Below are 24,696 nucleotides of genomic sequence, written 5' to 3'. Positions count from 1 at the left end.
AATTGTTTGTTAGCTTTCTTTACTTAACAATACAGGTATATCTGCAACGACCACGTTCAGATGCGTCAATGGCAATCTGTTCATTGTCAGTTTCAATTCTATACTCAAAGTAATAGCCACCCTTACTCGGTTCCGAATAACAAAACTCATCGATAAACTCAGCATTTAGCAACATTGATTTATCATATTTTCGAATAGGTGCCTCACGTGAGTAACACGCAACAAACTCACTATTGATTATTGTATTCGGTAACTCAGCGATACAATTTGTTATATAAGTATCACCTGATTTCCAAGCGACGGTAGGATTGAGAATTTTTGAGAAATATTTTATTCCAGATTGAGTCTGACTAAGCAACTTAGGATCTGAGATTTCATCCACTTGGCTTGTAGTGATTTCACAGGTTTTTGTCACCCAAAAAAACGACAGATCAAAATTTACACTATGTATATTTTCACTTGCCGAAATCGACAGCGATGAGAATAAAGCACCACTGACACCCAACAAATACCACTTCAAATTTGCCTCGTTAGTACTACAAACGAGTTTGAAAGCTAACGCCGCATTAAGGTGTGAGCAACGCTCCCACTAAAACTAACCATACCACCGTAAACACAAAACCCAACGACGTAAAGAAAACTACCAAGCGTTGGGAATCACTCTTAAATGCTTTGTTAGCCTTCATTCGCATAGGACTCTGCATATTCTGGAGAGCCAATGCCTCTGTACCCTGTATCAGACTTTGCGTTGCAAGATGGGCACACATATTGGATAAAGCTACTACCTTGAACAGCGTTCAGAATCGATTTTTTCCCATTTGAGAAGCAATTAGCACAGGCGAAGTGTGCAGGCTCACCATCCGATTCGGATTGTTTTAGAGCGTAAACCTGTGATGGAATTCGCCAAGGAGCTACAAGAACATATTTGTTTTTAGTTTGATTCCAGTCACCTTTATCTTGTAACTGTCCTTCCAACTCACGAATTCTTTCCTGTAATTCAAACTGTGCAGCAGTTGCCGACAGAGCATTACTTTGAGCTTCTAGTAGAGCTGTTTGGAGAGCGATTACTTTATTTTGTATATCGGCTTCTGACTTCATTTCTGAGATACTCTTGGATATCTCTACTGCCGTTTTTAAGCTAGATATTGCTCCCTGTATTGCGACTAAATCCATTATGTACTCCAAGTTTTAATATGTAAGGCTAACGCCCAATTAAGGTGTGAAGCACGCGACCACAGAACTTCATTTAACCACCGTAAACACTGAACTAAAGCCAAACCAAAAATGCCAAGCGTGCTGAATCACTCTTAAATTGTTTGTTATGCCTGTCCCTTTGCTATCGCAAGTACATGTTCAATACTATTTATCAATGATGCTTGATGCACTGAAAATTGGGTATCAAGTGGTGCCTTCAAGTTGTTATATGTTCCAAAGTCATCTTTGTTTGCTGTAACAAATATAATTTTGTCATTAAACCCTTGAGCTCTTAACTCCTTAGATAGTTCTAAAAAGCACTCGACTATTTCACAGTCTTTTGGCTCAAGTTTGCCTTTTCGAGCAGGAGCTTCTAGTTTACGAACCCGTTGCATTGCTTTAAGAGTATGATCATTAGTCCTTTCAATACAGCGACAAGAATTTAGAAAGCTCTCTGACAAAGATTTTACTTTCGTCGATAAATCAAGAGATGCAAACTTTGGTGGTAAAGAGTAATTAGTGCTTAAAACTAAGTTAGTAACATTAATCGTTGAACTTACACTACGATCTAACTTTCTGATTTCTTTGTCCATAGTTGAAAGAACAACCTCAATATTATCCTGCCATTCTTCTTGAACATTCTGGCAAGATACTAACCAACATGAAGCCCCATCAATTTTCATGAGATCTAGCATATTGCTTGCGTAGGAGTCGGACAGCCCCTGCAAGTGAAGAGAGTTTAAAATATCTAGTATGGAACATGTATCAAAGAAGAACACTGGATGTTCGTCTTTTAACAGTTCAGTGACGATTTGGGTTATTGATAAATACATGAATCATTGCTCCATGTACTTGATTAAGTCTCTTGCGAATTCATATTCTATAACCAACTTTTGTGCTGAACTCTCGCTCCAACCTTGCTTACATAACACACGAATTAGATCAGATGAATTTACGTACTGATTTTTTTTACATGTTTCAACAATAAATGCAAACCATCTATTCTGATCGCAAGGATGTGAGCTTCCTGTCGATTTGTTTGCTAATAACGAGAAACTCTCAAGTAAATTTCCAGCGTTCTTCCCAACAACATCTTCTACTGTTAACGAATCAGAGGTTATCTCAATATCAATATCGAATTCGATAGCTACTGGTTTTAAACATGAATCATAAAAATCAGTAATTATTTCATTATATTCTTTATAGCTTAACTGCCCTTTTTCTAAAGGTACTACGTTAGGGATATACCAAGTATTTTCATTTTTCTGGAAAATACTCAACCCAGCATCAGGCAAGGCGGTATCACCGGCTCTTTTAAAGCTAAAAGCAATTTCCCCTAAATATTTTGAGTTTTCTTCACTTTCATATGAGCGACTCCAATAGGTTTGAGTTCTATCTGTCAATTTTGAGATAAATTCTACTATTGATTTATCTCCTAATTTTATAAAGACATCTTTAAATGTTTCCATTTTCACTCCAAATGTTAATAATTCCACAAAAGGCATAACGCCGCGTTAAGGGGTGAATGCCGCATAAACCAACCTTCCGCAGACCACTTTCACCACCAAAACTCACCGCAAACCAAAAATGCCACGCGGCATGAGTCCCGCTTGAACGCTTTGTTATGTGTTTAGCTCTTAGCTTGTTCTGGAAGCCTTTCGTAACTAGGTACATCACACAATTTCATAGACCATTTAGCGCTACTACCAACAAAGATTTTAGCAGTAGGCGGAATTGGAACTGGACTATCGAGGCTACCAGCCGGAACCATTACGCTGTTAATACTTTCTGCAAACGTTGGGATTGCAGACCCGCATTTTGAACAAAAACTTTTTGCATGAAATGAATTTGGATGCTTATACGTTCTGACATCACTTTCACCGTTTAACCAAGTTAAGGTGCCAGCTTTAGCAAACAAATTTGCACCATGAGCCGAGCCTGTACCCTTTTGGCAACGAGTACAATGGCATAAAAAGAAAGACTGGAACTCACCTAAAAGCTCATACTTCACACTACCACAAAGGCATGAACCTCGATGTTTATTCGTCATAAAAGCCTCCTTTCTTTCGATTACACATAACGCCGCGTTAAGGGGCGTTGGCACGCACTACAAACGTGACCGCATTACGCCTTAATCACTAAACAAACTGCAAACCAAGAATGCCACGCGTGCCAAGTCCCGCTTGAACGCTTTGTTATATAGCCCGCCTTTCAGCTTCAATTTACCACCTAAGAAAAGCCGAACAAGTAGTGAATGTTGCCGCAAGCAAATTACCTGAAGTGGTTCACGAACTTGGACAGACAAAACGTCCAGCGCTCGTGGATTCAAATCGACCAGCGACAAAGATCGCTTTTACGTAGAGAAACCTAACGAACGGAACCGACATTGCACACAGAAGTTTCGATAACATAATGCTTGCCACACCTTGTGCCAACCGAACCGTCCACGCGCCGTTGGCCAAAGACAACTGGATATAAACACCAAATTTATAAAGCTATATAACGCTTTGCTAAGGTGTGAGCAACGCAACGAGCAAGCCTCTGCATACACCTTAAACACATGATCCAACGCATAGTAAAAATGCCATGCGTTGCGAATCACTCTTAAGCAACTTGTTAGCACGAGACCTCAAAGTTTCTTGATTATATTTCTACTTTGCGTCTTAACTTGGTTTTTGTACTTAGATAATTGAACTCGATGATACTCAACGGCATTCAATACATCATCACGAGAGGAAGCGAGAGACTTAATATCATTAGAGTAATTTCTCAATTCGTGAGATAAATCTTGCAAGTCATCAATGATCACTTGCTCGCCATTTTTTAGTTCATTTATAAGGTCGGGCAACTCTTGGTAATTTGATAGTGAAACTGAAAACCTTGTCGGATCAAATACCTGATCAAATTTGTCAGCTAGATGATATAACCCCGCACATATATGATGTTCTTTGAAACTATTCATAAGAGTACCATCAAGATCAGCCAAGTATCTAGCAAGCTCATTATCGTCGATTGAAAACTTTGCACCCACGAGATATGAATCAGCTAAATCCAGTGCCCTAACTAATTCTTCGCTCAATTTACCGACTACGTCGATTATTTCTTTTCTACAAGAAGCATTTGTAGATGCTCCAAGTGAAATTATCGCTTTGGTTGATTTAATAAATGTCTGAAAACTCATTATTTCCTCGTTCGTGCTAACGCCCGCTTAACTTGCTGCCAACTGTACTGCACTCAAACGGACCAACGTAATCACAAAAGCCAAACCGAACCAAAATGCCATAGGTTGGCAGTCAGGTTGAAGCGATTGTTAGTTTTTTAGCTTGCACGGGGTAAGTTGTATCGAGAAATCACTTCTCCTGATAGATGCAGTAAATAGCCTATCGTCCAACCCTTTAGACTTTGCTATCTTATGAAGCCTGACTTTATTTCCTAGGCTCATTTTTTCACCAGCTATAATTCTATTTATACACGACTTGCTGTAGTTAAGCTTGTTTTCACGTGAGATCAGGCGCAATTCATTTTCGTACTCCCAATCAACATGTTTAGTAAATAGAAAGTCATTAAGCGTCAACGTCGATCTATCCTTAATAGTTGACTTAATAAATGTTTCAAAGTCAGTATTCATATAATCAATTAAATGACAACCAAAGAAATTATCCCCATTTTCATAACTCATTGAATTCAATAGCAGGTCAAGTTCAAACTCTATTACAAAACCTCGCAAACCACTTGCATAGTGCGACCAAAGCAAGCGATTATCCAGTGGCTTGGGATCGCATGCATCATGCGATAAGCAATGAAACTTAGACGTTTGAATAGTATTTGCACTTGATACTGTTACTTCGTTCAAGTCATTGCATACGTTTTCAATTTGGCTATCTAACAATTTGCTTAAGTCTAAACATGAAACATCAGCTTCTTGTTTGCTATTTTCATCTCGATATGTAATCTGCGGGTTGGATTCTAGAAATGCCTTAATTTCCTCAAGGGAGAAATTTTTAAAATCAAAGTCTTCCTTTGAAATTACATTCTCAAATGGATCATTAAAGGCTTCTAGTCTACTACACCATAAATACTCTTCTTTAAACCCAGTAAGGTTATGTCTCTCTTTTCCAAAGAACCTATATACAAAGTTTATATTATTAAACTTATCGGAATCCATAATCTTAGTACCAATTTTAGAAACTAACGCCGCGTTAAGGGGCGCAGGCACGCAATACAAAAGTGACCGCATCACACTTTAACCACTAAACTTACCGCAAATTGAAAATGCCACGCGTGCCAAGTCCCTCTTAAACGCTTTGTTATAACTTAGCTGCTCGCTCTAACTCTGACTTTGAGAAAAGCGGGAGAAAGTTTAAACCTAGAGACTCCAAGTTAGATCGCCCTGAACCTTCTCGGTCGATTACGCATATTACATGGTTTACCAGCGCTCCTAGCTCGCGAAGTGCTTTGACAGCGTCAATAATTGCACCACCTGATGTAACAACATCTTCGACGATGACAACTTCTTTGCCATTAATGTCGCCGCCTTCTGCTAACTTACAAGTACCATATGATTTAGCTTCTTTTCGAACAAACAACACTTGATTGTCAGTAGCAAGCGAAAGTGCTGTAGCAATTGGGATACCACCCATTTCGAGGCCCGCTAGTTGATCGAACTTTTGTGGTAACAATGCTGATAGATGCTGCGCTATTGAACGTAATACTCTCGGATTTGCTTCAAATAGGTATTTATCAAAATACTCTGTTGCTGTTACTCCAGAACGAAGTAGAAACTCGCCTCTAATGTTTGAAATATTATAGATTTCTTTAGCCAACTCTTCCCTGTTCATTTTTCCTCCATACTTGTTGATAAGTTATAACGCCATGTTAAGGTGTGAGCAATGCAATACCCATGCCGCCGCATACCACCTTAAACACTAAACGCAACGCGTACCGAAAATGCCACGCGTTGCGAATCACTCTTGAACAGTTTGTTAGGCATTTTTTACCGCTAAACTCTGACTATCTTGTTTGAATTTTACAATTTTCATATACGTCAACATATACTCTTTGTCACCTGTACAAATAGCATCCCTAATGTGGTCGATAAAATCATAAAGAACAGCACGCCATTGAAATGAACTATAGTTGAATACATTTTGAGCAATCATTGTTGTTGTCAAAATAGAATTGTGAATTACGGCGATTTGTGAGGGGAATTTATCTGCGGATTCAATTCCGGTAATAGTGAAAAAATCTTGTTGCCCGTCGTTTGACATCGGATGAACATGCATAGATGCAAGGTCATAACCAAATTTATATAAGAAATCCATTCCGATTTCCTTTGCAACACTTTCTGCCTTCGGGCGATTCCATTTAGGTTTTGCTTTTTGTACAGACTTAACCTTTGCAGCAAAATTGTCATTAAAATAGTACACTTGGGATGTTTGCTCAATTGGAAATCTCTTGTCACTTTTTGCTAAGTTGTGCGCTTGAAATTGCCTGTATATAGACCAATCATCAAATAACTCAAATTCATCGTGTTTAGCAATGTGCTCTAAATGAAAAAACCGGTCCATTTGTGCTCTATAAATAGCCCAACAATCTTGATAATTTTCGATTTCCCATAAAGCAAAAATGCCCTTCAAACTCATAGATGTTTTGGCAAGAAAGTTACGCAACATTGTATCTTTGATACTTAGATCAGGTTCTTTTGCGAATTCAAAAAGTAGCATACCGCACATAGTTACCAGAGCATCTTTAACATCGTTATATTCTTCAATCGTTCTGTATTGGTCCATATCACTTCCTGATGCCTAACGCCGCGTTAAGGGGCGCAGGCACACACTACAAACGTGACCGCATTACGCCTTAATCACTAAACAAACTGCAAACCCAAAATGCCACGCGTGCCAAGTCCCGCTTGAACGCTTTGTTATGTAGCTGACCTTTCAGCTTTAATTTACCACCCAAGAAAAGCTGAAAAAGCAGCGAATCTTGCCGCAACCAAATTACCTGAAGTGGTTCACGGAATTTGACAGACAAAAAGACCAGCGTCCGTGGATTCAAATCGACCAGCGAAAAATATCGCTTTTGTGTAGGAAGAACCTAACGAACGGAACCGACATTGCACACAGACGTTTCGATAGCATAATGCTCGCCACACCTTGCGATAGATGAACTATCCGCGAACCATTTGCCTAAGACAACTAGATATAAACACCAAAATTTATAAAGCTACATAACGCCTTGTTAAGTGGCGCTTTCGACCAACTCACAAAGCCCACCGAACTTCCAAATCCAAACGACCACACCTCTAGCGTCCACTTGAACAACTTGTTATGTGCTTTGAATCCAAAAAATTAAGTGTAACCAAAAATCTCACCTGAATGTTCTACATCAAAATCTATTATTTTGCTTTCTTCTTCACGGATAAGCTTATCAATAAACTCAGTGCATGATTCAAAAGAAACTGAGTGATGAGTATTGACAAACAAAAGAAGATTAGACAGAAGACTAATTGCTTTCATATGCCCATTATTAGCTGCATGTAAATAACTAAAAGTTGAAATAATGTTTGAATCTATTGACTTTGCTTTGTCACTGCAATCTAGTTGGTCCCATTTATCAATTGCAGACATTTGAACAAAGGTGAGCATACACATTAGGTTTACTTGCATAGCAAGCTCTTCTGACTCCCGCTGCACATCCGGTGCAAGTTCACGCACTCCATCGTCATATAGTTCAAATGTTGTTTCTCGCAATCTTCTATATAACCCTACAGACCGACTAAGGTTTGACAACAATTCACTGAAGTATTCTTTTTCTACTTCTAGGTTTCCATTTGTTAATGAGGCAGAGGGAAATATTTGGCGATATAAACGATCTACAGAAATACTAGCGTCAATATTGATGACAAACTCTTTAAAATGCGCATAGTGATCAAGGTAATTTTTCTTCCTATTTTCACTATATGTCAGCTCTAACTGCTGCTGAGATTTTTCAAGTTGAAGATTCGCTTTCTCTATCTGTAAAGATGTTTGTTTCGTACCATGAATTCTGCCAATCAGTACACCTAATGGGATTGATAAAGTACTTACGGCAAGAGGCAACCGGCTTATATCCATAAACCTCACGTACGCAGCCTCTGAAAACTCGAGTGTATAATTTAGCCAAATAGGCAATCCTAAACCTACAGCTATCGCAAGAGGCAGTAGCACTGATATCCAAAATAATGGCTGTTTATCCAATCCCAAATTAGGGTTTAGTTTTAACCAATTAAGCATGTGGTTTATCTATCTCATTAATTATAATACATTGTGACCTAGCACATAACGCCGCGTTAAGGGGTGAATGCCGCATAAACCAAGTGTCCGCAAACCACTTTCACCACAAAAAATCACCGCACACCAAAAATGCCACGCGGCATGAGTCCCGCTTGAACGCTTTGTTATGTAGTCTGCCTTTCGGATTCAATTTACCACCCAAGAAAGGCCGAACAAGCAACAAATCTTACCACAGCCAAATTACCTGAAGTGGTTCACGAAATTGGACAGGCAAAACGGCCAGCGCCTGTGGATTCAAATCGGCCAGCGCCAAATATCGCTTTTGTGTAGAGAAAGACTAACGAACGGAACCGACATTGCACACAGACGTTTCGATAACATAATGCTCGCCACACTTTGCGCCAACCTAACCGTCTACGCACCGTTGGCCAAAGACAACTAGATATAAACACCAAGATTGATAAAGCTACATAACGCCCAATTAAGGGGTGAACAACGCCTCCACCCAAACCTAAAGCGTTGTGCCATAAACACTAAAACTGGAGTAGAAGCAAAAGTGCCAAGCGTTGTGAATCCATCTTAAATTGCTTGTTATATGGTGTTTACGACACACGAATAAAAGAAGAAAAGGTGGCTTCAACATCGTTTCTGTCACACCACAATTCTAACTTCCCACGTTCGTGCGATATTGCATAAGTGTTGTTGCCTAAATCGGCGACAATTAGAGTTGGCCATATGAACTGTATGTTCCCCGATTGGTCAATAGTAACTAGATTTGTACCGACCAAATTTTTCTTAAAATCATCTAATGTTAAACCTGCTCTTGTACTGAGCTCTTCTACATAGCCTCCATTAGAATCAATGTATCCAAACATTCCTATCTGTAGGATGACGCTGTGAAATAAGTCATCGACAATTACTGGCTCCCAAGGTACTAGCCTTTCCACGTCACGTAGTTCACTTTCCTTTAAGTCTAAAGATGAGTATTGCCATCCTGACATACCAGAAGCTTGGTCTTTTACTAGCTTTCCTGACAGCAAATTCACCATAACATCTGCATCCATGTCATCTCCCCAAGGCATAGCTAGATTGTAATAGATCGATATTTTGGTCCAAATCACCTCAATCATCAGATACACAACATTATCTCTACTAGAGCAAACAACTGGCCAAAAACCATCGTCAAATCTTGGCGCTTTAAAGGGCATACCGGTCGTTTTTGCTAGTGAAAAGCTATCACTAGTAACAAGGTTTGGCATGTATGGAACCCCAAAACCAGGAACTTTAAGTTTGTCTTCCAAGTAATTCAAAAATACGTTTCTTAGGCCACTTTCTGTCTTATAGCCATTGTAACCATGGATTATTTTAATTGGTGAATATGTATCTTGAACCAATGTGTAAAAGATAAGCGCATCTTCATCAGTCATCGAGTGAATGTCAGAGTACTGACTAGGTGCCGGCTTGCCTGTCAACTGAGCAAATGAACGAGCAGCATAATCAATATTTATACTACCACCATTTTCTAAATGATTTTCGAAGTATTGTGAATATGAACTAGTAATCCCAGACAAATGTTGATACGCATCTTCAAATGCATCTTTGTTTAAAGTTTTCTTAACTTCAAAAACGACCAGTACATCTTTAATGTGGTACTCATACTTTCCAGTGAACCCAAATTGACGTCCCTCACCATGGACTAGCATTCTGTCAATTTCACCTGACTTGTACCCATTATCGTCATAAATAAATCCACCAACCATCTTTAAATCTAGGTTAGGTGGCAACATCCGTTTTACTACATGCTCAGTTAGCGACTCATACATATCACCCAAAGTTGGGTTGTGATTGTAGTCAAACTCTTCATATTTCGCATTTTCTACCTTAATAATATCTAACAAAATGTCCGATAGACTTGCTACATTACTTCTTTGTGGAACAGCCATTTTTTTCTTTCTCGTTATTATCTTATTACGCTTAGATCGAACCACTGCTCGAATAGTAGTTACCCCAAAATACTTCCGTCTAATATTCTGATTTTTATGTGACTTTCTCATATTAAATACTTCTGATTATTTTATGACACCATATAACGCCGCGTTAAGGGGTGAATGCCGCACACACCAACCTTCCGCAGACCGCTTTCACCACAAAATCAACGCATACCAAAAATGCCACGCGGCATGAGTCCCGCTTGAACGCTTTGTTATGTAGCCGGCCTTTCAGATTCAATTTACCACCCAAGAAAAGCAGAACAGGTTACGAATCTTGCCGCAGCCAAATTACCTGAAGTGGTTCACGGAATTGGGTAGACAAAAAGACCAGCGCCCGTAGATTCAAATCGACCAGCGACAAAGATCGCTTTTATGTAGAGAAAACCTACCGAACGGAACCGACATTGCACACAGACGTTTAGATAACATAATGCTCGCCACACCTTGCGCCAAACGAACCGTCTACACGCCGTTGGCTAAAGACGACTGGATATAAACACCAAAATTCATAAAGCTATATAACGCCGCGCTCTGCGGCAAATTTTTAGCGTAGCGAAGAATTTGTCCGTCAGCAGCGCTTTGTTAGCTGATTCATAATTGGCAGATACACTCTTCATTTGTACTGTAACCTTTAGCTACATCATTATGGTAGGAAGCCAGCCATTTATATTTATCTTTTACTTTATCATTCGGTGCTGATTTGGCCGCAGACTCGATGTTTCTCGCATGTGTGGAAAGCCATATATCTACGTTTTCACGATAACCTGCAGCCATAATCTCATCTTTTTCATCAGGAGAAGCCTTTCGATATGCGTTCATTTGTTCTGTTGATCGATGCCAGTCCAAAGCTTCAACACATATTGATATGTAGTCTATATAGAAGAAATCTTCTTTGTCTGATGTATACTTTCTAAACATGCCTCTAATAGGATCATAATCTTCACTATATAAGTCTCTGTGACTATGTTCCGAGAAGTATTTATATATTTCCTCACAAAGTGCAATCACTGGAACACAAGCGCTTTCTTCTCTCTTAACTGCACCAACCATACTTTGACTAATTAGAGTATGCCCTTCTTGATACCACCATCCTAACTCTAACCCTCCTCTGATGAATAGTGAGGCCTGAACACAGTTTCCTTGAGCATATGCAAAACCAGCTAACTCACTCATAATGGGATCAAAAGTCCCTGAGTATTTTGTAGACTCGGACTCTAAGGGAAGATTTACAACTACACAGTCAGAAAAAGCGAGGACAGTTGCACTGTTAAGTTGTTGTACTTCCGCTGTTAGTTCGTCCTCAGTTTCAAAGTCGAACTCATTTTGAATCTTCTTGATACTCGAACGTATATTTTCAATATCTTCTACTGTCTCGGCATTTTTAACTTTTTCACCAAACCCTAGGATGTCAATAAAACCTGTAATTCCAACAGATAGATCTTCTTGATTCATAATCATTCCATATTTTACGAGCTAAACGCTGGGTGGCTCGGACAGCTAACGCCGCGTTAAGGGGTGAATGCCGCACAAACCAACCTTCCGCAGACCGCTTTCACTACAAAAATCACCGCGTACCAAAAATGCCACACGGCATGAGTCCCGCTTGAACGCTTTGTTATGTAGCCCGACCTTCAGTTTCAATTTACCACCTAAGAAAAGCCGAACAAGCAACAAATCTTACCGCAGACAAATTACCTGAAATGGTTCACGAACTTTGACAGACAAAAAGACCAGCGTCCGTGGATTCAAATCGGCCAGCAACAAAGATCGCTTTTGTGTAGAGAAAACCTAACGAACGGGACCGACATTGCACGCTGACGTTTCGATAACATAATGCTCGCCACACTTTGCGCCAAACGAACCATCTACGCGCCGTTGGCCAAAGACAACTAGATATAAACACCAATACTTATAAAGCTACATAACGCCCGCCTAAGGGGCTGGCAACGCATTACACTAAACTCAAACACAACAGCCGTAAACACCACGGCTCAATGGGACTAGAAACTCCACGCGTTGACAGTCCCGCTTGAGGCGTTTGTTATGTTTTAGGTTCGTACACAAAAGCTTTTATTTTTTCAGTTTGAGAAGATGGTAGCTGAGTCATTTTTTGAGGAAAACCATCATTTGATCTCAAAAACTCAAACAGAGACCAATCAGAATTCCTATAAATAACAAGAATCGGCTCATTAATCTTGTCGTACTTAACATTAATTGGAATTGTAAAATCCCCACTTGTGCTCAATTTAAAAGAGATATCTCTGTTTGCTAAATTCTTTATTTCATAGAAACCTGAACTCGATTTAGAGTAAACAACAAGTTCATAATCAGAACCATCGATACCTTTTTCAAAATTAACGTTACCTTTATAAGTAAAAATATCATCCACTTCAATAACACGAAAATCATAAATATTAAATATTGCATCTTGAGCAGGAGCAGGCAAAAGGTAGCTGTTATTAAACAAATTTCCCGTGTAATACTTCGCATAAGGGAAGATAACCAATGCTAGCCATGAACAGAAAAGAGCAAGTACAACTGTACCTATAGCACTAGTCGTTTTCTTTTCCCCTGTATACTTAATTAATTGCCGAATACTGGAATAAGCAAAGTCAGCAGCAATCCATAAACAGATAAAGTAGAACAGGATGGCAATGATAAAATCACTAATCACAAACTCCATATTGGCGAACTCGCTTAGAAATGGGCCGGCAACAAAAGTTGCAATAGACACCCCTAAAATAGTCGACAGATTTGAGGCAATTGCGAGTTTTTCAGTTGGACTTCCTTTTACAAAGTCTTTAATTATTTCTTTCATAATTCAATCAGCTAAAATTTTTCCTATATTTTATGAAGATAACACGCCACGTCAAAACATAACGCCCTGTTAAGGGGTGAGCAACGCAATACCGATGCCGCCGCATACCACCTTAATCACTAAATTCAACGCATAGCGAAAATGCCACGCGTTGCGAATCCCTCTTGAACAGTTTGTTAAGCCTAATTTTTAGATACCACCATGTCTTTGGGCATAGAACACAAAGTCGTCAATCGTTTGTTCAACCTTTTTTATTGCCAATTCTTGTGTCCAACTACTTTCTACATACGACATACCGTCTGTAGATGTATATTTTTTACGGTCATCATTCATAAATTCTTTTGTGAACTGAAAACGATCAGAACTAAAATCTTGGTGGAAAATTATTGTATAGAAAAAACCATTTGCGTTTTCTAAAGTGAAAGAAAAACTATAGTCATTAACGCTACACGATGCATTGATATCTCGTTTATTACACTGTTCGACATAGTCATTTAACCTAGGTTCAAGTTCTGAAATCTGAACTTTGAAAAAGTCTTTAAGTTCTTCCAACCTTGATTTAGCATTTTGCTGACTTTGTTTCTGTTCATTTATCTTTTGATCGAGCTTGTTGAAAAAATCTGACATAAATGTTCCTTATTTAACTTAATCTAATTAGGCTTAACGCCGCGTTAAGGGGCGAATGCCGTATAAACCAACCTTCCGCAAACCAAAAATGCCACGCGGCATGAGTCCCGCTTGAACGCTTTGTTATGTAGCCGACCTTCAGTTTCAATTTACCACCCAAGAAAAGCTGAACAAGCAGCGAATCTTGCCACACCCTAATTACCTGAAGTGGTTCACGAAATTGAGTAGACAAAAAGACCTGCGCCTGTGGATTCAAATCGACCAGCGACAAATGTCGCTTTTGTGTAGGGAGAACCTAACGAACGGAACCGACATTGCACGCAGATGTTTCGAGAACATAATGCGCGCCACACTTTGCGCCAAACGAACCATCTACGCGCCGTTGGCCAAAGACAACTAGATATAAACACCAAGATTGATAAAGCTACATAACGCCGCGTTAAGGGGCGAATGCCGCCTAAACCAACCTTCCGCAGAGCGCGTTCACCCCCAAAATTACCGCAAACCAAAAATGCCGCGCGGCATGAGTCCCGCTTGAACGCTTTGTTATGTAGCCTAACTTTCAGCTTCAATTTACCGCCCAAGAAAAGCTGAACAAGCAGCGAATCTTGCCGCAGCCAAATGACCTGAAATAGTTCACGAACTTTGACAGACAAAAAGACCAGCGACCGTGGATTCAAATCTACCAGCGACAAAGATCGCTTTTGTGTTGGGAGAACCTAACAAACGGAACCGACATTGCACGCAGACATTTCGATAACATTATGCTCGCCACACCTTGCGCCAAACGAACGGTCTACGCACCGTTGGCCAAAGACAACTGGATATAAGCACCAAAATTTATAAAGCTACATAACGCCGCGTTAAGGGGCGAATGCCGTATAAACCAACCTTCCGCAAACCAAAAATGCCACGCGGCATGAGTCCCGCTTGAACGCTTTGTTATGTAGCCTGACTTTCAGATTCAATTTACCACCCAAGAAAAGCCGAACAAACAGCAAATCTTGCTGTAGCCAAATTACCCAAAGTGGTTCACGAAATTGGGGAGACAAAACGGCCAGCGCCCTTGGATTCAAATCGACCAGCGACAAAGATCGTTTTTGTGTAGGGAAAACCTAACGAACGAAACCGACATTGCACGCAGACGTTTCGATAACATAATGCTCACCACACCTTGCGAGAGATGCACTATCCACGAACCATTTGCCAAAGACAACTGGATATAAGCACAAATACTTATAAAGCTACATAACGCCGCGTTAAGGGGTGAATGCCGCACAAACCCACCTTCCGCAGACCGCTTTCACTACAAAAATCACCGCATACCAAAAATGCCACGCGGCATGAGTCCCGCTTGAACGCTTTGTTATGTAGCCTGACCTTCAGCTTCAATTTACCATCCAAGAAAACCGGAACAAGCAGCGAATCTTGCAACGTCCAAATTACCTGAAGTGGTTCACGAACTTTGACAGACAAAAAGACCAGCACCCGTGGATTCAAATCGACCAGCGACAAATATCGCTTTTGTGTAGGGAAAACCTAACGAACGAAACCGACATTGCACACAGACGTTTCGATAACATAATGCTCGCCACACCTTGCGCCAATCTAACCGTCTACGCGCCGTTGGCCAAAGACAACTAGATATAAACCCCAAGATTGATAAAGCTACATAACGCCGCGTTAAGGGGTGAGTGCCGTATAAACCAACTTTCCGCAAACCGCTTTCACCACTAAAATTACTGCAAACTAAAAATGCCACGCGGCATGAGTCCCGCTTGAACGCTTTGTTATATAGCCTGCCTTTCAGCTTCAATTTACCACCTAAAAAAAGCCGAACAAGAAACAAATCTTACCGCAGCCAAATTACCTGAAATAGTTCACGAACTTTGACAGATAAAACGGCCAGCGACCGTGGGTTCAAATCGACCAGCGACAAAGATCGCTTTTGTGTAGGAAAACCTAGCGAACGGAAGCAACATTGCACACAGACGTTTCGATAACATAATGCTCGCCACACCTTGCGATAAATGAACCATCCGCGAACCATTTGCCAGAGACAACTGGATATAAACACCAAAATTTATAAAGCTATATAACGCCGCGTTAAGGGGCGCAGGCACGCACTACAAACGTGACCGCATTACGCCTTAACCACTCAACCCAACGCAAATTGAAAATGCCACGCGTGCCAAGTCCCTCTTTAACGCTTTGTTAAGCGCTGGTTTTTTTGGCTGTTCTATATCTATAGGTTTCTTGGTTGCGTAAAATCCGAGCGATACAATCCTGGAATCCCATCATAAGGTGGTAAGCGTTGTGATTATGGTAATGTATAGTTTTTTTATGATTTGCATATTTAACAAGGAAACCTACAAATGTAGGATGTTCAGCACCAATTTGGCTGAATGACTCATCATGCATTAGTGAATGTTTGAAGCCATTGAACAGATCATTTGAGATTTCTAGGAAATTTGTTGTGTCCTGTTCATATTCTTCATTACCCATAATGATGCCCTTAACGGGTGTACTCTTTGCTTTTGGTGAAAGCACTGAACCGATGGATTCATGACCAAGGGTTTTAGTTTTTTCAAATGATGAAAAATTCACCATTAGATCTGTGAGTTGGACTAATGAATCCAATACCCTACGCATGATAAAGATAATTGATTCCATCTCAGTCTTAAACTCATGCATCGTCGAAGGGCTAAATGTTGCTGTCCCCTTAGCTGGCGAAAAAACAGTATTATTCCCGCCACCTTGCAATATTAGGCGATGCATTTCTACGCACTGGTGGAATTTTTTGTTAATAATAATTAGAGATTGATGAATTCTCATGCCAACTAAACCAGTGTTACATAGTTGAGGCATACTTGGGTATTTCATGAAATCATACATGTTAGGCTCGATATATTGGAACGTGTCCATTTTTCGTCCTGCATCATAATTAATTTCTTCTACAGTAGGTCGCCAAAAATCATCTTTGACTATTTTCCACTCATCATTTTCAAAGATGGGAATTTCATCAGCATTGCACTGTTCCAATGGTGGTTTCTTAACAGTTGAACCTGCTGGTATTCCATACCCTTTCTTGGCATTTTCTTCATCTATATCATTCCTCTCCTCTGTACCGAGGTAGAACTTATAATACGGTTCATAATGATAAAGTTGCATTCTAACTCCTATGTGAAGCGCTTAACGCCGCGTTAAGGGGTGAATGCCGCATAAACCAACCTTCCGCAGACCACTTTCACCACCATAACTCACCGCAAACCAAAAATGCCACACGGCATGAGTCCCTCTTGAACGCTTTGTTATGTAGCCTGACTTTCAGCTTCAATTTAACCACCCAAGAAAAGCCGAACAAGCGACAAATCTTACCGCGGCCAAATTACCTGAAATGGTTCACGAACTTTGACAGACAAAAAGACCAGCGACCGTGGATTCAAATCAACCAGCGACAAATATCGCTTTTGTGTAGGGAAAACCTAACGAACGGAACCGACATTGCACGCAGACGTTTCGATAACATAATGCTCGCCACACCTTGCGATAGATGAACTATCCGCGAACCATTTGCTTAAGACAACTGGATATAAACACCAAAATTTATAAAGCTACATAACGCCGCGTTAAGGGGTGAATGCCGCATAAACCAACTTTCCGCAGACAGCTTTCACAACCAAAGCTCACCGCAAACCAAAAATGCCACGCGGCATGAGTCCCGCTTGAACGCTTTGTTATATAGCCTGCCTTTCAGCTTCAATTTACCACCCAAGAAAAGCTGAACAAGCAGCAAATCTTGCTGCAGCCAAATTACCTGAAATGGTTCACGAAATTGGGTAGGCAAAACGGCCAGCGCCCTTGGATTCAAATCGACCAGCGACAAAGATCGCTTTTGTGCTGGGAGAACCTAACGAACGGAACCGACATTGCACGCAGACATTTCGATAACATAATGCTCGCCACACCTTGCGCCAAACGAACCGTCTACGCACCGTTGGCCAAAGACGACTGAATATAAACACCAAAATTCATAAAGCTATATAACGCCGCGTTAAGGGGCGAATGCCGCAAAACCAACCTTCCGCAAACCGCTTTCACCACAAAAATCACTGCAAACCAAAAATGCCACGCGGCATGAGTCCCGCTTGAACGCTTTGTTATGTAGCCTGCCTTTCAGCTTCAATTTACCATCCAAGAAAAGCCGAACAAGCAGCGAACCTTGCCGCAGCCAAATTACCTGAAGTGGTTCACGAAATTGAGTAGACAAAAAGACCAGCGCCCGTAGATTCAAATTGACCAGCAACAAAGATCGCTTTTGCGTAGGGAGAACCTAACGAACGGAACCGACATTGCACACAGACGTTTCGATAACATAATGCTCGCCACACCTAGCGATAGATGAACTATCCGCGAACCATTTGCCAAAGACAACTGGATATAAACACCAATATTTATAAAGCTACATAACGCCGCGTTAAGGGGCGAATGCCGTATAAACCAACCTTCCGCAAACCGCTTTCACCACAAAAACTCACCGCAAACCAAAAATGCCGCGCGGCATGAGTCCCGCTTGAACGCTTTGTTATGTAGCCTGCCTTTCAGATTCAATTTACCACCCCAAAAAAGCCGAACAAACAGCAAATCTTGTTGTGACCAAATTACCCAAAGTGGTTCACGAAATTGAGTAGGCAAAACGGCCAGCGTCCGTGGATTCAAACCAACCAGCGACAACGATCGCTTTTGTGTAGCGAAAACCTAACGAACGGAACCGACATTGCACTCAGACGTTTCGATAACATAATGTTCGCCACACCTTACGATAGATGAACTATCCGCGAACCATTTGCCTAAGACAACTGGATATAAACACCAAGATTGATAAAGCTACATAACGCCCTGTTAAGGGGTGAGCAACGCAATACCGAAGCCGCTGCATACCACCTTAATCACTTAAACCAACGCAAAGTAAAAATGCCACGCGTTGCGAATCCCTCTTGAACAGTTTGTTAGCTGCTTAGTACACTTTGCTCAGCTCCTTGCGCCACTCAGGCTGACTGTCCTCAAATGCCCAGTACGTTTCCATTTTATCTATTTGATTAGATGTGAATGTAAATACACTTGTGGCATAAAAACTATTTGGACAAGACGGGCTCACCACGTAAACAATACTTATGACTTTATTCGAACCCGTACTTTCAATGTGCCTAACTTCAAACGTCCAGTCCTTGCCAAAGACCTCGTTTACAGCAATAAACTCTTCCACGCTTTCATAGTATTCTCGACTTGTTGGCCAGATAACTTTCAGTTTGTTGCTAAATAATGGTTTAGCCCCTTCATAGTCACCAGAGCTAAATTTTGACCACAGACTATTAACGATTTCAATCTGATTCATAATACTTTCCTTGTTACGAAAACTCTGATGACAGCTAACGCCGCATTAAGGGGTGAACAACGCCACGACCAAACCTAAGCTATTGTGCCGTAAACACTAAAGTTGATTCAAACCAAAACTGCCAAGCGTTGTGAATCCCTCTTAAATGCTTTGTTATGTGACTAGAGCCTTTGATAGGCAAATTGACCGTTTTACACCAACGTATTTTCCATATGCACCTGACTCTGAATAAGAGTTACGTTTATAGAAGTTCACCGCTTTTGAGTTAATTCTACGTGTAGACAGGACGGCTTTTTTATAACCTTTTTCAACCGCATAACATTCTAGTTGTTTGAGTAAATAACTACCTGCGCCAGGTTTGTTTGAGTACATTCGCTTTAATTCACAGACTTCATTTTGATGGTGCCTAAAAACCCCACACGCTACAGCAACTTTGTTTAGGTAGACCACAATACATCCATCTTTCGACGAATCGAAAGCATCAGATGAAAACGAGCTTTCGCCAGAATCATTAGTGATCTGGCTAAGTGATGAGTTCAATTCAGCCACGAGTGACTGAAAATCAATATTGCTTGGTTCTACTTTCTTGTGTTCGAATCTCATACCTGTCACATAACGCCGCGTTAAGGGGTGAATGCCGCACATACCAAGTTTCCGCAGAGCACTTTCACCACCAAAACTCACCGCAAACCAAAAATGCCACGCGGCATGAGTCCCGCTTGAACGCTTTGTTATGTAGCCTGCCTTTCAGCTTCAATCTAACCACCCAAGAAAAGCCGAACAAGCGACAAATCTTACCGCGGCCAAATTACCTGAAATGGTTCACGAACTTTGACAGACAAAAAGACCAGCGACCGTGGATTCAAATCAATCAGCGACAAAGATCGCTTTTGTGTAGGGGAAACCTAACGAACGGAACCGACATTGCACGCAGACGTTTCGATAACATAATGCTCGCCACACCTTGCGCTAGACGAACTAACCGCAAACCATTTGCCAAAGACAACTGGATATAAACGCCAAAATTTATAAAGCTACATAACGCCGCGTTAAGGGGTGAATGCCGCACAAACCAACCTTCCGCAGACCGCTTTCACTACAAAAATCACCGCATACCAAAAATGCCATGCGGCATGAGTCCCGCTTGAACGCTTTGTTATGTAGCCTGCCTTTCAGATTCAATTTACCACCCAAGAAAAGCTGAACAAGCTGCCAATCTTGCCGCGGCCAAATTACCTGAAATGGTTCACGAAATTGGGTAGACAAAAAGACCAGCGACCGTGGATTCAAATCGACCAGCGACAACGATCGCTTTTGTGTAGCTAAAACCTAACGAACGGAACCGACATTGCACACAGACGTTTCGATAACATAATGCTTGCCACACCTTGCGCAACCGAACCGTCCACGCGCCGTTGGCCAAAGACAACTAGATATAAACACCAAGATTGATAAAGCTACATAACGCCCTGTTAAGGGGTGAGCAACGCAATACCGAAGCCGCCGCATACCACCTTAAACACTTAAACCAACGCACAGTAAAAATGCCACGCGTTGCGAATCCCTCTTGAACAGTTTGTTAAATGCTAACCCACCACGCACACAAAGCCGCTAATAATGGAAATAGCAACTCAGCTTTTAACAGCCAAAGTGTACTGATCGGCGTAGTAAGAAAACAGAATAAGATATTGGCTCGACTTAACTTCACACCAATATCTCCGTGTCCGACACCAATGGAGGTCCAAGCTCCAGTGCTTGCCGTTGGAGTTAAGAAGCCTTTTATATCGGCTTCTGAAACTCTATCTGTCGTTGACCCCGTTTTTGCTTGCAACTTTCTATTAATTTCGCCAACTAGCAGGGGATGTTTCTTAAAGCCTTGCTTTAAGCTTGATAAAAATAGCTTCAAGTTGATGAGGCATAAAGCAATACAAAGAACTCCAACAAGGTGCCGCAGAATTTCCGTAACTTCCATACCCTCATTTTGGTTGATAGTTACAATACCCAAGTTTATGTCGATAGCATTAAATAAATCAGGGTTGACGATCTCACCATAAATTAAAATGCTCGCTATCGTGTAGATACTTACTGCTAGTTTACTGATGTTCAATTTTCCTCCTAGCATTTAACGCCCAGTTAAGGGGTGAAGCACGCAATACCGATGTTACCGCATAGCCCTTCAACACCGAAACCACCGCATACCAAAAATGCCACGCGTGCTGAATCCCTCTTGAACTGTTTGTTATGTTTAAGATTCAACACCTTACGTTTAACTGAACCGAAGTTTAACCCTACTTACATTTGTAAACAAAACCAAAAGTTAAAAAACCGCATCAAATCATAAAGTTGACTAAATTAAACTTTGAAAACAGGCAACACAAAAACTGAAGTTCTAACTTAAAGATTGAGGAAAATGTTCGGAAAACAGCGTCAAACGAAACTAATTTGCTAAAAGACCAAAACAGAATGACTTTGGGAGCAAAGAAAAGACACAAGCTATTGATTTTAAGTGATTAAACATAACGCCGCGTTAAGGGGCGAATGCCGCACAAACTAAGTTTCCGCGGACCACTTTCACCACCAAAACTCACCGCAAACCAAAAATGCCACGCGGCATGAGTCCCGCTTGAACGCTTTGTTATGTACGTTTCACTGCGACCACGGAATATGTATGCCAATGCTTCATTCTACCCAATGAAGTTTTCGCTGTTTCATCACGTTCAAAGAACCTAACTATTTCAAAATCCGAGAACAGAGCCTTTACTTCTGATTCCGACAACGATGTTGTAGGGCTACGATAGTTGTTAGCCCAACTGTCTTTGAAACCCATGAAGTCACCAGCAAACACCCCACCGATTTCAATTGAAGATCTGATGTTGCTCCAAGTCGATGCAAATTGGTTTGGGTCAGCGAAGAATAAACTTGAGTTTGCGATAACTACACCAGACTTTGGATAGTCGAACGACTCAAACGAGGACGCTGAAATATCCACTAATGACATTGACCCGAACCTATCTCTACAAATAGCGACTGAATCAGGATTAATATCGAAGCCATGAACTTGATAACCCTGTTGAACGAGGTATTCGATATCGCTGCCGGTTCCACAACCACAGTCAGTGGCTACTTTGAGGTTTGATTCATTGAGTCTGACAGCAAATTCAGTACGTTTTGAATGTGGGCGAGATAGTGCCTTTTCGTAGTACTGACGCCAAATTTCAGCATTTTCATCCATAAATTTCTGATTTTCCGTAAAAGTACATAACGCCCTGTTAAGGTGTGAGCAACGCAATACCAAAGCCACCGCATACCACCTTAAACACTAAAACCAACGCATAGTGAAAATGCCACGCGTTGCGAATCACTCTTAAACAGTTTGTTATGTGTAATTATCCATGTTGACTATTTAGTCTATCCTTCTAGTGACATCAAACATCTCTGTTGCATTCCAAAATATATATTCATCGAAAGGTAACATGCTTTTCTTCGTAGACTTAAAAATCACTCCATCAAATGAACCGTAAATACCTTGCAAACACAGAAGCAAACCGTTTTCATCTTGAACCCAAGTATCATTACTTGGAATATTTGGATCTAATTTATTTAAAGTTTCACATAGTTTCAGGAAACTAAAATCTACAGTTTCGACTACTCTTAGTGTCTTTTTAGGTCTTACACAAAAAAGTGAACGATATAAACGATTTTCATAAACAACTGTATTGTTTATATAGTCTTTATTATCACGGATAAATGCGTAATCTATAGCTCGAAACAAGCCACTTGTGAACATCGCATTTGGTCTGAGTCCCTCTATTTTACTATCTGAGCGTGCGCCATGGTAAAGCTTTGTTTTTTCATCAATGTCGATTATCTGAAAGTGGCTTAGCCATATTTCAGCCCATTTCTTCGCAATTTGGTTCATAACTATCCTTAAATTTCACATAACGCCGCGTTAAGGGGTGAATGCCGTATAAACTAACCTTCCGCAAACCGCTTTCACCACAAAAACTCAACGCATACCAAAAATGCCACGCGGCATGAGTCCCGCTTGAACGCTTTGTTATGTAGCCTGTCTTTCAGCTTCAATTTGCCACCCAAGAAAAGCTGAATAAGCAGCGAATCTTGCCGCAGCCAAATTACCTGAAATGATTCACGAACTTTGACAGACAAAAAGACCAGCGTCCGTGGATTCAAATAGGCCTGCAACAAAGATCGCTTTTGTGCAGATAAAACCTAACGAACGGAACTGACATTGCACGCAGACGTTTCGATAACATAATGCTCGCCACACCTTGCAATAGATGAACTATCCGCGAACCATTTGCCTAAGACAACTGGATATAAACACCAAAATTTATAAAGTTATATAACGCCGCGTTAAGGGGCGAATGTCGTGTAAACCAACCTTCCGCAAACCGCTTTCACCACTAAAATCACTGCAAACCCAAAATGCCACGCGGCATGAGTCCCGCTTGAACGCTTTGTTATATAGCCTGCCTTTCAGCTTCAATTTACCACCTAAAAAAGCCGAACAAGAAACAAATCTTACCGCAGCCAAATTACCTGAAATGGTTCACGAACTTTGACAGATAAAACGGCCAGCGACCGTGGATTCAAATCGATCAGCGACAACGATCGCTTTTAAGTAGGAAAAACCTAACGAACGGAAGCAACATTGCACACAGACGTTTCGATAACATAATGCTCGCCACACCTTGCGATAAATGAACCATCCGCGAACCATTTGCCAGAGACAACTGGATATAAACACCAAAATTTATAAAGCTATATAACGCCGCGTTAAGGGGCGCAGGCACGCACTACAAACGTAACCGCATTACGCCTTAATCACTAGACAAACTGCAAACCAAAAATGCCACGCGTGCCAAGTCCCGCTTGAACGCTTTGTTATGTGCGTAGTTTCAATCAACTACAAACAACCTAGCCCCACATTTTGTAGAAGAACGATGAGCCTCAGCGTTGTCAGCAACTTGATAACTCATTCCTGGCTTTAGAACAAAAACACGCCCATCTTCAAGTTCAGTGGTTAGTTCACCTGACAAACAAAACAAAATATGCCCTTTCGAACACCAGTGATCTGCCAGATAGTTTTCAGAATAATCAACCATCCGTACACGAAGTTGACCAAAATGTTTGGTACGCCAGTAGGCAACTCCCATTTCACCTAAATGTTCCGTAGCTTCTACGTTACTCCAATCAGTTACTCCGAAAGGAATATTCTCAATATCCATATTGCCCACTCATTCCTATTGATTGCTAAAATCACATAACGCCGCGTTAAGGGGCGCAGGCACGCACTACAAACGTGACCGCATTACGCCTTAATCACTAAACAAACTGCAAACCAAAACTGCCACGCGTGCCAAGTCCCGCTTGAAC

The 24,696-nt window shown here is 41.0% G+C and carries 21 protein-coding genes; all 21 read right to left on the bottom strand.

Annotated elements, in window-relative coordinates:
- Positions 1-19: 19 nt before the first annotated feature.
- On the bottom strand, positions 20-520 hold the full coding sequence (locus tag ACS18Q_RS17445; RefSeq protein WP_441258105.1) for a hypothetical protein: 501 nt from the start codon (positions 518-520) through the stop codon (positions 20-22).
- A 155-nt stretch (positions 521-675) separates the two neighbouring features.
- Positions 676-1,173 carry a hypothetical protein gene (locus ACS18Q_RS17440; RefSeq protein WP_441258104.1) on the bottom strand — a complete coding sequence of 166 codons (498 nt, stop codon included), beginning with the start codon at positions 1,171-1,173 and terminating at the stop codon, positions 676-678.
- A gap of 146 nt (positions 1,174-1,319) precedes the next feature.
- Positions 1,320-2,027: a PIN domain-containing protein gene (locus ACS18Q_RS17435; RefSeq protein WP_021448822.1), complete on the bottom strand. Its 708-nt coding sequence runs from the start codon at positions 2,025-2,027 to the stop codon at positions 1,320-1,322.
- 3 nt (positions 2,028-2,030) lie between these two features.
- Positions 2,031-2,663, bottom strand: a complete 633-nt coding sequence (locus ACS18Q_RS17430; protein WP_021448823.1) for a hypothetical protein — start codon at positions 2,661-2,663, stop codon at positions 2,031-2,033.
- Between the two features lie 161 nt (positions 2,664-2,824).
- Positions 2,825-3,244 (bottom strand): GFA family protein, encoded by a 420-nt coding sequence (locus ACS18Q_RS17425; RefSeq protein ID WP_238809296.1) that lies wholly within the window; start codon positions 3,242-3,244, stop codon positions 2,825-2,827.
- Between the two features lie 579 nt (positions 3,245-3,823).
- Positions 3,824-4,375 carry a hypothetical protein gene (locus tag ACS18Q_RS17420; RefSeq protein ID WP_441258103.1) on the bottom strand — a complete coding sequence of 184 codons (552 nt, stop codon included), beginning with the start codon at positions 4,373-4,375 and terminating at the stop codon, positions 3,824-3,826.
- Between the two features lie 129 nt (positions 4,376-4,504).
- A complete protein-coding gene (locus ACS18Q_RS17415; RefSeq protein WP_441258102.1) occupies positions 4,505-5,359 on the bottom strand; it encodes a DUF2971 domain-containing protein in 855 nt (284 codons plus the stop codon).
- Between the two features lie 142 nt (positions 5,360-5,501).
- Positions 5,502-6,032 (bottom strand): orotate phosphoribosyltransferase, encoded by a 531-nt coding sequence (pyrE, locus tag ACS18Q_RS17410; RefSeq protein ID WP_140250807.1) that lies wholly within the window; start codon positions 6,030-6,032, stop codon positions 5,502-5,504.
- Between the two features lie 144 nt (positions 6,033-6,176).
- Positions 6,177-6,983 carry a DUF5677 domain-containing protein gene (locus ACS18Q_RS17405; RefSeq protein ID WP_441258101.1) on the bottom strand — a complete coding sequence of 269 codons (807 nt, stop codon included), beginning with the start codon at positions 6,981-6,983 and terminating at the stop codon, positions 6,177-6,179.
- A gap of 561 nt (positions 6,984-7,544) precedes the next feature.
- Positions 7,545-8,468, bottom strand: coding sequence for a hypothetical protein (locus ACS18Q_RS17400; protein WP_441258100.1), 924 nt, complete (start codon positions 8,466-8,468; stop codon positions 7,545-7,547).
- Positions 8,469-9,070: 602 nt separating this feature from the next.
- Entirely contained in the window at positions 9,071-10,411 is a 1,341-nt protein-coding gene (locus ACS18Q_RS17395; protein WP_140147868.1) for a DUF6602 domain-containing protein, read from the bottom strand.
- A 639-nt stretch (positions 10,412-11,050) separates the two neighbouring features.
- Positions 11,051-11,911: a hypothetical protein gene (locus tag ACS18Q_RS17390; protein ID WP_441258099.1), complete on the bottom strand. Its 861-nt coding sequence runs from the start codon at positions 11,909-11,911 to the stop codon at positions 11,051-11,053.
- 589 nt (positions 11,912-12,500) lie between these two features.
- Positions 12,501-13,277 carry a hypothetical protein gene (locus ACS18Q_RS17385; protein ID WP_148494284.1) on the bottom strand — a complete coding sequence of 259 codons (777 nt, stop codon included), beginning with the start codon at positions 13,275-13,277 and terminating at the stop codon, positions 12,501-12,503.
- A 189-nt stretch (positions 13,278-13,466) separates the two neighbouring features.
- Positions 13,467-13,904 (bottom strand): hypothetical protein, encoded by a 438-nt coding sequence (locus ACS18Q_RS17380; RefSeq protein ID WP_025553793.1) that lies wholly within the window; start codon positions 13,902-13,904, stop codon positions 13,467-13,469.
- A gap of 2,214 nt (positions 13,905-16,118) precedes the next feature.
- The gene (locus tag ACS18Q_RS17375; protein ID WP_441258098.1) at positions 16,119-17,075 is read right to left on the bottom strand and encodes a hypothetical protein; all 957 of its coding nucleotides are present in this window, start codon (positions 17,073-17,075) and stop codon (positions 16,119-16,121) included.
- 1,846 nt (positions 17,076-18,921) lie between these two features.
- Positions 18,922-19,299: a hypothetical protein gene (locus tag ACS18Q_RS17370; RefSeq protein WP_441258097.1), complete on the bottom strand. Its 378-nt coding sequence runs from the start codon at positions 19,297-19,299 to the stop codon at positions 18,922-18,924.
- Positions 19,300-19,452: 153 nt separating this feature from the next.
- A complete protein-coding gene (locus tag ACS18Q_RS17365) occupies positions 19,453-19,983 on the bottom strand; it encodes a GNAT family N-acetyltransferase (protein WP_441258096.1) in 531 nt (176 codons plus the stop codon).
- 895 nt (positions 19,984-20,878) lie between these two features.
- The gene (locus tag ACS18Q_RS17360; protein ID WP_441258095.1) at positions 20,879-21,406 is read right to left on the bottom strand and encodes a hypothetical protein; all 528 of its coding nucleotides are present in this window, start codon (positions 21,404-21,406) and stop codon (positions 20,879-20,881) included.
- A 528-nt stretch (positions 21,407-21,934) separates the two neighbouring features.
- The gene (locus ACS18Q_RS17355) at positions 21,935-22,531 is read right to left on the bottom strand and encodes a class I SAM-dependent methyltransferase (RefSeq protein ID WP_441258214.1); all 597 of its coding nucleotides are present in this window, start codon (positions 22,529-22,531) and stop codon (positions 21,935-21,937) included.
- Positions 22,532-22,702: 171 nt separating this feature from the next.
- A complete protein-coding gene (locus ACS18Q_RS17350; protein WP_441258094.1) occupies positions 22,703-23,218 on the bottom strand; it encodes a hypothetical protein in 516 nt (171 codons plus the stop codon).
- Between the two features lie 1,000 nt (positions 23,219-24,218).
- Positions 24,219-24,548 carry a DHCW motif cupin fold protein gene (locus ACS18Q_RS17345; RefSeq protein ID WP_441258093.1) on the bottom strand — a complete coding sequence of 110 codons (330 nt, stop codon included), beginning with the start codon at positions 24,546-24,548 and terminating at the stop codon, positions 24,219-24,221.
- Between the last annotated feature and the right edge of the window lie 148 nt (positions 24,549-24,696).

Source organism: Vibrio sp. Vf1514, from assembly GCF_052076135.1.
Classification (GTDB): Bacteria; Pseudomonadota; Gammaproteobacteria; order Enterobacterales; family Vibrionaceae; genus Vibrio; species Vibrio furnissii.
Note: the sequence above shows the minus strand (reverse complement) of the source record. Positions and strands in the feature narration are given on the sequence as shown.